The organism is Mesorhizobium sp. M0048, from assembly GCF_040323405.1.
Lineage (GTDB): Bacteria > Pseudomonadota > Alphaproteobacteria > Rhizobiales > Rhizobiaceae > Mesorhizobium.
Genome location: NZ_JAMYUV010000002.1, coordinates 263,330 through 275,208 on the forward strand (window position 1 = coordinate 263,330; position 11,879 = coordinate 275,208).

The 11,879-nt window shown below is 63.3% G+C and carries 10 protein-coding genes; 2 read left to right on the forward strand and 8 right to left on the reverse strand.

Annotated elements, in window-relative coordinates; translation table 11 throughout:
• Positions 1–12: 12 nt before the first annotated feature.
• The 8 genes from NKJ84_RS03475 to NKJ84_RS03510 form a co-directional block, all read right to left on the reverse strand.
• Positions 13–1,053 carry a 2-hydroxyacid dehydrogenase gene (locus NKJ84_RS03475; protein WP_352505334.1) on the reverse strand — a complete coding sequence of 347 codons (1,041 nt, stop codon included), beginning with the start codon at positions 1,051–1,053 and terminating at the stop codon, positions 13–15.
• Between the two features lie 7 nt (positions 1,054–1,060).
• Complete coding sequence (locus NKJ84_RS03480) at positions 1,061–2,623, reverse strand: FGGY-family carbohydrate kinase (RefSeq protein ID WP_352505335.1); 1,563 nt, start codon at positions 2,621–2,623, stop codon at positions 1,061–1,063.
• Positions 2,623–3,747 carry an ABC transporter ATP-binding protein gene (locus NKJ84_RS03485; protein ID WP_352505336.1) on the reverse strand — a complete coding sequence of 375 codons (1,125 nt, stop codon included), beginning with the start codon at positions 3,745–3,747 and terminating at the stop codon, positions 2,623–2,625. Before NKJ84_RS03485 ends, NKJ84_RS03480 begins: the two co-directional genes overlap by 1 nt.
• A complete protein-coding gene (locus NKJ84_RS03490; RefSeq protein ID WP_352476539.1) occupies positions 3,744–4,862 on the reverse strand; it encodes an ABC transporter ATP-binding protein in 1,119 nt (372 codons plus the stop codon). The genes NKJ84_RS03485 and NKJ84_RS03490 overlap by 4 nt, the downstream gene beginning before the upstream one ends.
• A gap of 4 nt (positions 4,863–4,866) precedes the next feature.
• Positions 4,867–5,724: a carbohydrate ABC transporter permease gene (locus NKJ84_RS03495; protein WP_023676025.1), complete on the reverse strand. Its 858-nt coding sequence runs from the start codon at positions 5,722–5,724 to the stop codon at positions 4,867–4,869.
• Positions 5,725–5,733: 9 nt separating this feature from the next.
• Entirely contained in the window at positions 5,734–6,657 is a 924-nt protein-coding gene (locus NKJ84_RS03500; RefSeq protein ID WP_352505337.1) for a carbohydrate ABC transporter permease, read from the reverse strand.
• A 151-nt stretch (positions 6,658–6,808) separates the two neighbouring features.
• Positions 6,809–8,254: an ABC transporter substrate-binding protein gene (locus NKJ84_RS03505; protein ID WP_352505338.1), complete on the reverse strand. Its 1,446-nt coding sequence runs from the start codon at positions 8,252–8,254 to the stop codon at positions 6,809–6,811.
• Positions 8,255–8,298: 44 nt separating this feature from the next.
• Positions 8,299–9,273 carry a sugar-binding transcriptional regulator gene (locus NKJ84_RS03510; RefSeq protein ID WP_352505339.1) on the reverse strand — a complete coding sequence of 325 codons (975 nt, stop codon included), beginning with the start codon at positions 9,271–9,273 and terminating at the stop codon, positions 8,299–8,301.
• Between the two features lie 226 nt (positions 9,274–9,499).
• On the opposite strand from NKJ84_RS03510, the gene NKJ84_RS03515 reads away from it, so the two are divergent.
• Both NKJ84_RS03515 and NKJ84_RS03520 read left to right on the forward strand, forming a co-directional pair.
• Positions 9,500–10,543 (forward strand): substrate-binding domain-containing protein, encoded by a 1,044-nt coding sequence (locus NKJ84_RS03515; RefSeq protein WP_352505340.1) that lies wholly within the window; start codon positions 9,500–9,502, stop codon positions 10,541–10,543.
• 30 nt (positions 10,544–10,573) lie between these two features.
• Positions 10,574–11,848 carry an ABC transporter substrate-binding protein gene (locus NKJ84_RS03520; RefSeq protein ID WP_352505341.1) on the forward strand — a complete coding sequence of 425 codons (1,275 nt, stop codon included), beginning with the start codon at positions 10,574–10,576 and terminating at the stop codon, positions 11,846–11,848.
• The last annotated feature ends 31 nt before the right edge of the window (positions 11,849–11,879 follow it).

The window sequence follows — 11,879 nt, forward strand, 5'->3', positions numbered from 1 at the left end:
TATGCCCTGTCGTCAGCATGGATTGACCGGAGGCAGACCGGCGATGAAGCGGCGCACTTCCTCGGCCGCCTGCTCGGCCGCATAAGTCACCGTGCGCACCGACGCGCCGGCGATATGCGGCGTCAGTGTCACGTTCGGCAGCTGCAGCAAGGGCCAGTCGGCAGGCACCGGCTCGACGGCGAACGTCTCCAACATGGCACTGCCGATCTGTCCCGAGACGAGCGCCTCGTAGAGTGCATCGTAGTCGACCAGCGGTCCGCGCGCTGTATTGACGAAGATTACGCCTGGCTTCATCCGGGCAATGGCGTCCTTGCCGATGAGACCGCGCGTCTCTTCGGTGACCCGGGAATGCAGCGTGACCACATCGGAGCGCGACAGCAGATCGTCCAGCGCTACCAGCTCGACGCCGGCATTGCGGTCCTCGACGCTCAACTGCACATAGGGATCGCAGACCAGGATGCGACAGCCGAAAGCACGCAGCAGCCGAACCAGCCTGGTGCCGATATTGCCATAGCCGATGACGCCCACGGTCATTTCGTTGAGCTCGCGGCCGGTGCGGTCGGCGCGGTAGAGATCGCCGCGCCACTCGGCCTTGCGCAAGGCTTCGTGGCCGACGCGGATCAGCCGCGTTTCAGCGAGAATGGCGCCGATGGTGAACTCGGCCACGGCGCTGGCGTTGCGGCCGGGCACATTGACAACGGTAATGCCATGGGCCTTGGCGGCCGCCATGTCGATGTTGATCGGCCCGCCGCGCGATACCGCAACCAGCTCGAGCGTGGGCAGGCGCTGCATCATGCTTTCAGAGAGCGGCGCAAGCTGGGTGACGAAGATTTCGGCGTCGCCGATGAAGTCCACCACCTCGTCGGGATCGCCGAAATACTCCTTGACCTTGCCCAGACCAAGCGCGGCATTGCCGAATTGCATCGGCTCGTCGGGCCAAGCGGTCTCAATGCTGCGGATGTCGAGGTTGTCGCCGCAGGCCGCCTCGATTTTCTCGCGAAACACTTCCGGAAGCATGAAGCGGTCGCCGATGATCGCAATTTTCTTGGGCATGCTCTTCTCAATTCAAGTCGGTTTGCCTGGACGCGGCCATCGAACGCCAGACCGGCCGCAGCGCCTCATGCGCCAATGTGTAGGACGGAGCCATCGCCTCATAGGCACCGGCAAGTTTCCGGTCGCTGGGCTCGGCCGCACGGAGCAAAGGAGTGACCCATTCACTGACGCAATCGTCCATCGATGCGTACTGGCCGACGCAGACCGCAGCAATCATTGCGGCGCCCGCAGCACCGGCCTCCTCGCGCTCGCTGGTGCGAATGTCGGCGCCGACCGCAGCACCCAGGATCTTGCGCAGAGCCGGGCTCCTGGCCGCTCCGCCGGTCAGGCGGATTTCCTTGGGCAGTGGCCCCATGGCGGCGTAGCAATCGCGTGCCGCGAAAGCCAGCCCCTCGAACACCGCGCGGACCATGTCGGCATAGCCGTGCCTGGACGAAATGCCGATGAAGCCGGCCCTGGCATTGGCATCGACGAACGGGCCGCGCTCGCCGGCCTCCGAGACATAGGGCTGGTAGAGCAGCGAGCCTGGCTCGGACGACGATATCCACTGGTCGACCAGCGCGATCATCTCGCCATTGGTCCGCGTAATACCTTGCGAGGCGAGAATGCCGGAGGCGAGGCCAAGGACCCAGTCGATATTGAGCGTTGCCGCCATGTTCGACTGCATCTGCGCAAAGACGCCGGGTGCCGGCATCGTCATCGTGTAGCCGGTTGCAGCCTCGTTGAGCAGAACCTCGTCCGGCGTTTCGGCAAGCCGCATATGCATTCCGGTGGAGCCGATGATCGAGCATCCCGGCTTGCGTTCGCGATCGAACAGGCCGGCGCCGAGCGCCGTGCAGGCGACATCGACATAGGCCAGAACGACCGGTGTGCCGGCGAGCAGGCCAGTCGCATCGGCTGCTGCCACCGACAGCGAGGTGCTTTGCCTGGTGCCATCGACGATGGGCGGCAACAGATGCCGGAGATCGGTGACGCCGAGTACCTCGAGCACATCATCGCAATAGCCGCGCGTGCGGAAGTCGCCGAAGGTGAAGGTGCCCTCGGACGGGTCGGTGGCGCGATGGCCGGTCAACTTGAAATAGAGCCAGTCCTTGCAGTGGAACGCCGTCGCTGCATTGGCAAGCATCGCGGGCATGTGGCGCTTCATGAACACGAACTGCGATCCCTGCTGGCAGGCAGCGAGTCCGCTGCCGGTCTTTTCGAAGCGCAGCCGGTCCTCCGGCCGCGCGCGGATCTCCTCGACGACCGCGGCAGCGCGCGCGTCGAGCCACAGCCAGCCCTTGGCAACCGGCTCGCCATCCTTGTCGATCAGCCAGGTACCGTCGCCCTGCCCGGTCACGGCGATGGCAATGGTCCGGCTGGCGAGATCCGGCACCTTGTCGGCAAGCTCGCGCAAGGTCGTCGCGGTATCGGCCCAGGTGCGTGTCAGGTCCTGCTCGGCGCCGCCGCCCGGCAGTGTCTCGTATTTATTGGGCAGCGCGGCGGACGCGATCTGCCTGCCCGCCGTGTCAAAGGCGACGGATTTTATGACAGACGTGCCGGCGTCGATGCCGATCAGCACATCCTGCATCAAGCAAGCTCCGTGCCGTGCGAAATGGCATTGCCGCTCGCCTGATCGAAGACGTGAAGGTTTTTCGGATCGATGCTGATCTTGATCGGCGCGCCAAGCTCCAAGCGGGTTCGGTCATGTTCGACCAGGACCAGCGAACCGCCGGCGAAATCGGCGGCGATATGGGTCTGGTCGCCGAGCCATTGATTGGCCGAAACCGTCGCCGGCACACCATCCTTCGAGCGGCGGACCGCATAGGGCCTGACGCCGATGACGACGCGCTGCCGGTTGAGCAATTCGTCGCGAACCGGGCCGCTGAACGCATCCTTGTCGTAGTCGAGCGAAAGCCCGTCGGGCAGCTTGAGACTGATCTTGCCGGCAGCCGTGCCGACATAGGCCTCGAAGACATTCATCGGCGGCTCGCCAACGAAGGTGCCGGTGAACAGGTTTGCCGGCCGCTCCTTGAGCCTGTCAGGCGTATCGAACTGCTGCAGCACGCCGCCCTCCATGACAGCGATGCGATCGGCCAGCGCATTGGCCTCGGTCTGGTCGTGGGTGACCAGAATCGCGGTCAGGCCACGCTCCTTGATGAAATGCTTGATGCGGCCGCGCAGCACGGCGCGAAGCTGCGGCTCGAGCTGGCCCATCGGCTCGTCCAGCAGATGCAGGTCGGCCTCGCGGATCAGCGCCCGGCCGAGGCTGGCGCGCTGCTGCTGGCCGCCGGAGATCGAGCTCGGATAGCGCTCGAGAATGTCCTCGATCTCGAGCAGCTTGGCGATGTTGGCAACCTTTGCATCGACCGCACTCTTCGCCAGCCTGGCGGCCTTGAGGGCGAAGGCCATGTTCTCGCGCACGGTCAGCGGCGGGTAGAGCGAATAGCCCTCGAAGGCCATTGCGACGTTGCGCCTGACCGGCGGCAACGTGTGCACCTTGCGGCCGGCAACCGAGATTGTGCCGCGCGAGACCTCTTCGAAGCCTGCGATCATGCGCAATGTCGAGGTCTTGCCGCAGCCGGATGAGCCGAGCAGTGCCACGATCTCGCCCTTGGCGATTTCCATCGTCAGGTTCTTGACGGCGTGCACGCCGCGGTCGATCGGACCGTAGAACTTGTCGACGCCCGAAATGGTGATTGCGCTCGGGCTCATGCCGCTTCTCCACTGCGCAAATTGACGACATTTTTCGAGCCGATGCGCTCGCCGCTTGCACGATCGAACAGCAGGGCGCTTTTGCTGTCGACAGCGATATGCGCCCTACCCTCGGATTGACCCGGTATCCCGGACGGACGCGAAACCAGGATTTCACGGCCGCGCACGGTGCGCACCAGGGTGACGATCTTCTCGTTGAGCGGCGTCTCGGCCTCGACCGTCACCGGGATGGCGCCGGACGTGCCTTCGTCAACAAAGGCCAGCGCCTCCGGCCGCAAGCCTATCACGCAGTCACGGCCGACCGCCGCCTCATGCGCGCCGGCCAGATGGACCTGGACATTGGACAGGCCGACATAGACGCCCTTGGCATCCCGGGACGGCTTGACGTCGAGCAGGTTGATGGTCGGGTCGCCGAACAGTCGGGCGATCTCGACGTTGGCCGGCTCGCGATAGATCTGTTCGGGCGTGCCGAGCTGTTTCACGACGCCTTGCGACATCACTGCGATGCGATCGCCAAGCGCCATCGCTTCCTTGTAGTCCTGGGTGACGTAGACAACGGTTGCGCCACGATCGGCGAGCAGCCTTGGCAGTTCGAGCCGCATTTCGAAGCGCAATTTGGCATCGACGTTGCGCAAGGGATCGTCGAGCAGCAGAAGCGGCGGCGAGCCGACCAGGGCGCGGGCAAGCGCGGTGCGCTGCTTCTGGCCGTTGGACAGCGCCCGCGGCTTGTGGCTGAGCACATGGCCGATCTTCAACAGCTTGCCGACGCTCTCGACGCCGGCCTTGATCGCGCCCTGCGACGAATGCTTCGCCTGCAGCGGCGTGGCGATGTTGTCGAACGCCGTCATATGCGGGAACAGCGCGAAGTTCTGGAACGCCATGCCGACGCCGCGGAACTCGGCGTCGACGTCGGTCATGTCCTCGCCGCCGATGAGGATCTTTCCCTCGTCGGGGTCGATGACGCCGGCGACCAGCCGCAATAGCACCGTCTTGCCGGCGCCGGACGGCCCGAACAGGACCAGCGTTTCGCCGTCGGCGACGGTCAGCGACAGATTGTCGAGAACGGTCTGGCTTTTGTAGCGCTTGACGATGTTTCGCAGTTCGAGGCTTGCCATCGGACTATCCTTTCACCGCGCCAAGCGACAGGCCTTCGACGAGATAGCGCTGCGCATAAAGCGCGAGCGCCAGCGTCGGCGTGATCGACAGCACGATCGCGGCTGAGATCTGGCCGTACTGGATGCCGGAGGAGGTGATGAACGCCAGCGCGCCGACCGTCACCGGCTGCTTGTCGGCCGAAGCGAGCACCAGCGCAAAGACGAAATTGTTCCAGGCGAAGATGAAGGCGAGCAGGCCGGCAGCGGCAATGCCCGGCCCGGCGAGCGGCAGCGCGATCTTGCGGAAGGTGGCAAACCAGGAATGGCCGGCGATGCGGTAGGCGTATTCGATGTCGGCCGGAATATCCTCGAAATAGCCGCGCACGATCCACAGGATCAGCGGCAGGCAGATCAGCTGGTAGACCCAGATCAGCCCGATATAGGTGTTGGCCAGCCCGAGCTTCTGGAAATAAAGGGTGAGCGGCAAAAGCACCAGCAGCGCCGGCGCGAACCGGAACGACAGCAGCGTGAAGGCGATGTCCTCCGAGCCGCGGAATTTGTGCCGGGCAAAGGCATAGGCTGCGGGAACGCCGAGCAGCAGCGCGACGGCAACCGAGGTGACCGACAGGAAGACGGAATTCCAGAGATTGCGCATGAAGGCGATGTCGAGCGTGCCGGCTGCCGTCATCAGCTTGCCTGTGATCAAGGCGGTGTAGTTGGCGAGCGTCGGCTCGAAGACAAGCTGCGGCGGGATCCGCAGGATTGTCTCGTTGGTCTGGAACGACATCATCAGGATCCAGACGATCGGGAACATGAAGAAGATCACGACCAGTGCCAGGGCTATGCCACGCAGGATGCGTTCGAGAAGGGAGGTGTGTTCCATGCCAGCCTCCTATGCATGGCCGCGGGCGCGTTCGCGCAGCCGCAGCCAGTTCTTGATGAAAATGTTCGAGAGGAAATAGGTAATCGCCCACAGGATGATCATCAGTGCTGCCGAGCGGCCGACATTGGTCGACTGGAAGAAGTTGAGATAGGCCTCCACCTGGAAGACGGTCAGCGTATCGCCCGGCCCGCCTTGGGTCATGGCGTAGATGATGTCGAACTGCTGGATTGAATCGAGCAGGCGGAACAGCGTCGCTGTCAGGATGTAGGGGGTCAGCATCGGCAGGGTGATGCGGAAGAAGACGAAGCTGCGCGGCACGCCGTCGAGTGCTGCCGCCTCGAAGGGCTGCGTCGGCAGGCTGCGCAGTCCGGCAAGCAGCAGGATCATGATGAAAGGCGTGTAGACCCAGATGTCGACAAGGACGACGGTGAGCAATGCCGTCGACGGAGACGAGGCCCAGCGGAAATCCTGCAGCCCGATCAGGCTAGCGAGATAGCTGAGCACACCGAAGCCGGGATTGGTCATCAGCTTCCACATCAGCGCGGCGAGCGCCGGCGCCGTCATCAGCGGCATCAACAGCATTATCGAGATGAAGTTGTTTAGCGTCGAGCGCTTCTGCAGCAGCATGGCGATGCCGAGACCGAGAAGCAGCTCGAGCACGACGGTGATGCCGGCGTAGAGCAGCGAAATCTCCAGCGTGTTCCAGAACTTCGGGTCGGTGAAGAAGGAGATATAGTTGTCGCCCCAGTTGAACTGCCGCGCCCAGGGTTGGCTCAACCGGTAGCGCTGGAACGAATAGACCACCGAGGTCAGGAACGGGATCAGGATTCCGATGCAGACCAGCAGGGCCGGCAGGCTGAGGAGGTAAGGCAGCACACGCTTGCTGATCCTGAAGCCCGACGGCGTGTTTCTTTGTATTGTCGCCGCAGTCATCTGCTGCTCCGTCATCCTGTTGCTTCGCCGTCCCGGCCGCCCAAGGGAGCAAGGCGGCCGGGCGGGCGAGCAGGCGGCACCTTTCGGGACCGCGTCGCAAACGTATCACATCTCAAAGGCTGGCCCGCGACGGGCCAGCCTTTGCCGCCCCTTAGCCGAGCCCGGCTTCCTTGAGCTGGCCGTTGATGCTCTCGGCCAGCTTGTCGAGGCCCTCGTCGACCGGCACTTCCTTGGCCACCATCTTCTGCAGCGTCGCCGCCCATTCGGTGGTGAGATCGAAGAACAGCGGCTGCGGAGTGAACTTGATGCTGGCGCCCGGCGCCGAGACGTCGAACATCTCGACATAACCGGGATAGCTCTTGTTCAACTTGTCCCGGAACATCTGGTCGTTCCAGACCGACTGGCGGACCGGATTGACGAAGTCCATCTTGGTCGCACCGAACAGTGCATGCTCGGGTCCGGATGCCCATTGCATGAAGTACCAGGTGGCGTCCTTGTCTTTGGAGAAGTTGGACATCGACAGCGACCAGATCCAGATATTGGGCGTCGGTGCCTTGGCGGCGGGATTGGCCTTGAACGCCGCGAAGGCGAGCTTGCCGGCCATCTTGTTATCGCCGCCATTCATGAAGTAGCCGAGAATGTCGGCATCGTAGATCATCGCCGAGGCGCCTGCACCGAGATCGGTGCCGACCTGGTACCAGGTGTAGGTCGACCAGTCCTTCGGGCCGCTCTCCTGAATCATCTGGACCCACTGTTTGTGGAAAGCCTTGGATTCGGCGGTGCTCATCGCGGCCGACAGCTTGCCGTCAGCCGAGACGTTCAGGTCCTTCTGGTCGAAATTGGCGTAGGCCGACAGGAAGCCCGGGTGGATCGTCGCCCAGGAGCGCGAGCCGCGCACGCCGATGCCGTAGACGCCACCGCCGACGTCCTTGGTGAGCTTCGCCGCCGTAGCGACCATCTCATCCATATTGCCGGGAACGCTGACGCCGACCTTGTCGAACATGCCCTTGTTGTAGGTGATGTTGTTCTGTTCGAAACCCCACGGAATGCACCACTGCTTGGCGTCGTCGGAACCGAGCACTCCGCCAGGCTGGCCGTTCCAGGCGCAGGACTTCCTGACGCCGGGCAGGAAGTCGTCCCAGGCATATTTCGGGTTGGTCTTGGCCGGATCCTTGATCCATTCGTTGAGGTCGGTGATCCAGCCGGCCGGGCCGTAGGTCCAGGTCATGTAGGCGCCCGTCATGAAAGCATCGTATTCGGGCGAGCTGGCCGACAGCGCGGCGGTAACCTTGTCGAAATAGACGTCTTCGGGGAACACGTCATAGACGACATTCATGCCGGTCAACTGCTTGAAATTGTCGAGGTTGGCGATCATCGCATCGGCGTAAGGATGCTTGTTGAGCAACAGCTTGATGGTCTTGCCCTTATGCGCCTGCCAGTCGAAATCAGCCGCCAGGGCGCGGGTCTGCCCGAAATTGAGCAGTGTGCCGGCGGTGCTGGCGGCAAGGCCCATTGTACCGAGGCCCTTGATCAGCCCACGGCGGTCGACTTGTCCACGCAGGAACGCGTCGATGAGGTCTTTCTCTTTCTCACGCATTTCTCTTCTCCTCCACAGGGTAGTTTCAACGAAATGGTTGCCGGCTACCCGACCGGCGTCTGTTCCACGAGCGATCGCGCCGTCCGCTCGTCGGTTATCAAGCCTTTGAGATAGCGGCCCTCCAGCACTGACTTGATGGCGCGAACCTTCACCTTGCCGCCGGCAACGGCGACAATCCTGCGGTTGCTGATGTCTTCGCGCGCCAGCGCCAGCGCCCGGTCGGAAAGCGTCGTCGCAACGGCCTTTCCGGCGTTGTCGAAGAAATGCCCGAGCAGTTCGCCGACGCCGCCATTGCGGCGGATCTCCTCCATCTCGCCCTTCTCGATCATACCGGTGGCGACAAGCGAGGCCTCACGTTCGGCGGTGCCGATGCCGGCGATAAGCAAGTCGGCGGACTTGGCGAGGTCGAAGACATCGCTGACGCCCTTCTGCCCGAGCAACACGGTTCGATCCTCGACCGTGTTGGCGAACATCGGTACGGGCATCACATAGGCCTCCGCACCGGTCCGTTCCGCGACGCGGTGGATGACGTCATGCGGATTGGCCGAGAACTTGCGCGTCAGGCCGCCAAGCAGCGAGACGAAACGGATCCGGCCGGCCGATATGCGCGGCAGATACTCCACGCAGGCGGCAAGCGTGCGGCCGTGGCCGACGCCGATCAGCGCCTCTTCGCCGCGTTCGATCTCGCGCTTGAGAAACTGCGCGCCTGCGATGCCGAGCGCCTTGAGCGGCAGGTCTTCGGCATCGAAGTCCGGAACTACCTCGCAATAGTCGAGGCCGTAGCAGCCGGACAACTCGTCCTCAAGCTCCACGCATTCGGAGACTTCGCCGTCGATATAGACTTTGACCAGGCCTTCCTGATTGGCCTTGGTGATCAGGCGATGCGCCTTGAGGCTGGTCAGGCCGAGCCGCTTGGCGACCTCCGACTGGGTCAGGCCGCCGGCATAGTGAAGCCAGGCGGCACGGGCTGCCATACCTGTCTCATCGTCGCGCAGCAGGCCGTTGCCAAAACCAACCATTTCCGCCCTTTGATATTTTTATCAGTTGCTGCAAAATTTTTCACAAGGCGTCGCCCGAGTCAAGCAACCGCTGCGTTTAAATCGCCGACTAGGAGCTTGCGGGCCGGGGTCGATAGGGCCGCGCTACCCAACGGGCAAGAAATCACATCGACCGCGCACCATTTAAAACGTTTGCAATTTCGCTTGAAGTGATTACAAACGTTTCAAACTTCGTTCGGGAGGAACGATGCCGGCCCGCGTTACGACCCTCAAGGAACTTGCTGCGCAGCTCGGCCTGTCAATCACCACCGTTTCGCGGGCCCTTGCCGGCCACGAGCAGATCGCCTTGAAAACGCGCCAACGTGTCACCGAGGCCGCGCGCCTGGCCGGCTATGTGCCGAATACCGCAGCCCGCACGCTGGTCTCCGGCCGCAGCGGCTTTGTCGGCATGGTGCTGCCGATCCGCGGCCCCAATCTGGTCGATTCCTTCCTCGGCGAATTCGTCACAGGGCTCGGCGAAGGGCTGGTTTCGCACGGCTCCGACCTGATCCTGGCCGCAGCGGCGCAGGGCCAGTCGGAACTTTCCGTGCTTCGCCATGTCGTCGAATCGGGCCGCGCCGACGGGGTCATCGTCACCCGTATCGCCGAGGTCGACGAGCGGCTTGCCTATTTGCGCCAACGCAATTTCCCGTTCGTCGCGCATGGCAGGCTGCTCGACGGCGACTTTGCCTACCATTGGCTCGATACCGATGGCGCGCATGCTTTCGGCGAAGCCTTCGACATGCTCTACAACCTCGGACACCGCCATTTCGGCCTGGTGACGATTTCCGAGCCGATGACGTTTCGCCATCTTAGGCAGGATGGGCTCGCCGCCGCGATCGCCCGCCGGGGCGATCCGTCGGTCAGGCTCGATGTGGCGACGGCGCCGCGTTTCGATCGCGGTGCCCGCATCCAGGCGATCAACCGGCTGCTGCACGCTGCCGAGCGGCCGACGGCCATTGTCGCGCTGTTCGACGAGCTGGCGCTGACGGTCATGGAAGAGGCAGGGCGCGCCGGACTTGCCATTCCTCACGACCTGTCGGTGATCGGCTTCGACAACATAGCCGCCTCCGCCTATGCGCCGCCGGGGCTGACCACTTTCGACGCCTCGATCCGCCAGTGCGCGCGCGAGATCGGCGAGATGCTGCTGACCGTCATCGGCGACAGGCCGACCAAGCCGCTGACGCGGCTGGTGCGGCCGATACTTGTCTCGCGGGCAAGCCATGGCCCGACACCTACAGGACGGAACTGACGCCTTAGCGGCGCACAACCAGGGAGGAAGATGACGATGAATGCGTTGAGGACATTGGCAGGTGCGGTGCTGGCGTTGTCGCTTGCTGCTGGCGCAGCACAAGCCCAGCAAGTGTTGTTCTGGTCGACACAGGCGCGACCAGTGGAAGAGACACAGAAGATGCGCAGCGAAGTGCTGAAGGGGTTTGACGGCCAGGTCGACTATCAGGTCGCCGAGGACGGGCCCTGGCTCACCCGCCTTCAGGCCGAACTGCAGGCCGGCTCCGGCACCATAGGCGTGCTCGGCGGCCTGCACGGAGACTTCTCCACCGTCGGCGCGAACCTTGTCGATCTGTCCGGCGTCGATCTCGGTGGCGTCAAGGTCAACGAGACCTACAAGAAGCTCGGCATGCTCGGCACCGGCGAGCAGAAGTACCTGCCATGGATGCAGGCCACCTTTCTGATGGCGGCCAACAAACAGGCGCTGCAATATCTGCCGGCCGGCACCGATCTCAACACCATCACTTATGACCAACTGATCGAGTGGGCGAAAAACATCGCGGAAAAGACTGGTTCACCCAAGTTCGGTTTTCCGGCCGGCCCGAAAGGGCTGAAGCATCGTTTCTTCGAGGGTTTTCTCCTTCCGTCTTATACCGGTTCGATGGTGACCAAGTTCCGCTCGGCGGAGGCCGAGACGGCGTGGAACAAATTCAAGGAGTTGTGGCAGTACACCAACCCGAATTCGACCAACTATGCCTTCATGCAGGAGCCGCTGCTGACCGGCGAAGTCTGGGTGGCATTCGACCACGTGGCGCGGCTTGCCGACGCCTTTAACCAGAAACCCAATGACTTCGTCGCCTTTCCGGCGCCGGCTGGCCCGGCAGGCCGCGGCTACATGCCGGTGGTGGCCGGTGTCGCTATCCCGAAGACCTCCCCTGACATGGACAAGGCCAAGGCGCTGGTCGCCTATATGCTGAAACCGGAAACCCAGATCGCGACGCTGAAGGCGACAAACTTCTTCCCCATCGTCAACGTCAAGCTGCCCGACGACATGCCGGCCTCGGTGAAGGCTTTCAGCCCAGTGATCGCCACCATGACAGCAGCTCCCGATGCGTTGCCGGCGCTGCTGCCGATGGGACTTGGCGGCCTCAGCGGCAAGTTCAATCAGATCTACACCGACAGCTTCGAGCGCATCGTGCTCGGCGGCGAGGATGTGCACGGCGTGCTCGACGAACAGGCGACGGCGCTGAAAGCGATCATCGAACAGGCGAAGGCGCCGTGCTGGGCGCCCGACAAACCATCGCAAGGCGCCTGCCCGGTCGATTAGGAATCCTCCCTGGGCGTCCGGATTTCCAGCG

Coding starts and splice junctions, on each gene's coding strand:
- NKJ84_RS03475 (WP_352505334.1), bottom strand. CDS start 1,053: ATGCCCAAGAAAATTGCGATCATCGGCGACCGCTTCATGCTTCCGGAA.
- NKJ84_RS03480 (WP_352505335.1), bottom strand. CDS start 2,623: ATGCAGGATGTGCTGATCGGCATCGACGCCGGCACGTCTGTCATAAAA.
- NKJ84_RS03485 (WP_352505336.1), bottom strand. CDS start 3,747: ATGAGCCCGAGCGCAATCACCATTTCGGGCGTCGACAAGTTCTACGGT.
- NKJ84_RS03490 (WP_352476539.1), bottom strand. CDS start 4,862: ATGGCAAGCCTCGAACTGCGAAACATCGTCAAGCGCTACAAAAGCCAG.
- NKJ84_RS03495 (WP_023676025.1), bottom strand. CDS start 5,724: ATGGAACACACCTCCCTTCTCGAACGCATCCTGCGTGGCATAGCCCTG.
- NKJ84_RS03500 (WP_352505337.1), bottom strand. CDS start 6,657: ATGACTGCGGCGACAATACAAAGAAACACGCCGTCGGGCTTCAGGATC.
- NKJ84_RS03505 (WP_352505338.1), bottom strand. CDS start 8,254: ATGCGTGAGAAAGAGAAAGACCTCATCGACGCGTTCCTGCGTGGACAA.
- NKJ84_RS03510 (WP_352505339.1), bottom strand. CDS start 9,273: ATGGTTGGTTTTGGCAACGGCCTGCTGCGCGACGATGAGACAGGTATG.
- NKJ84_RS03515 (WP_352505340.1), top strand. CDS start 9,500: ATGCCGGCCCGCGTTACGACCCTCAAGGAACTTGCTGCGCAGCTCGGC.
- NKJ84_RS03520 (WP_352505341.1), top strand. CDS start 10,574: ATGACGATGAATGCGTTGAGGACATTGGCAGGTGCGGTGCTGGCGTTG.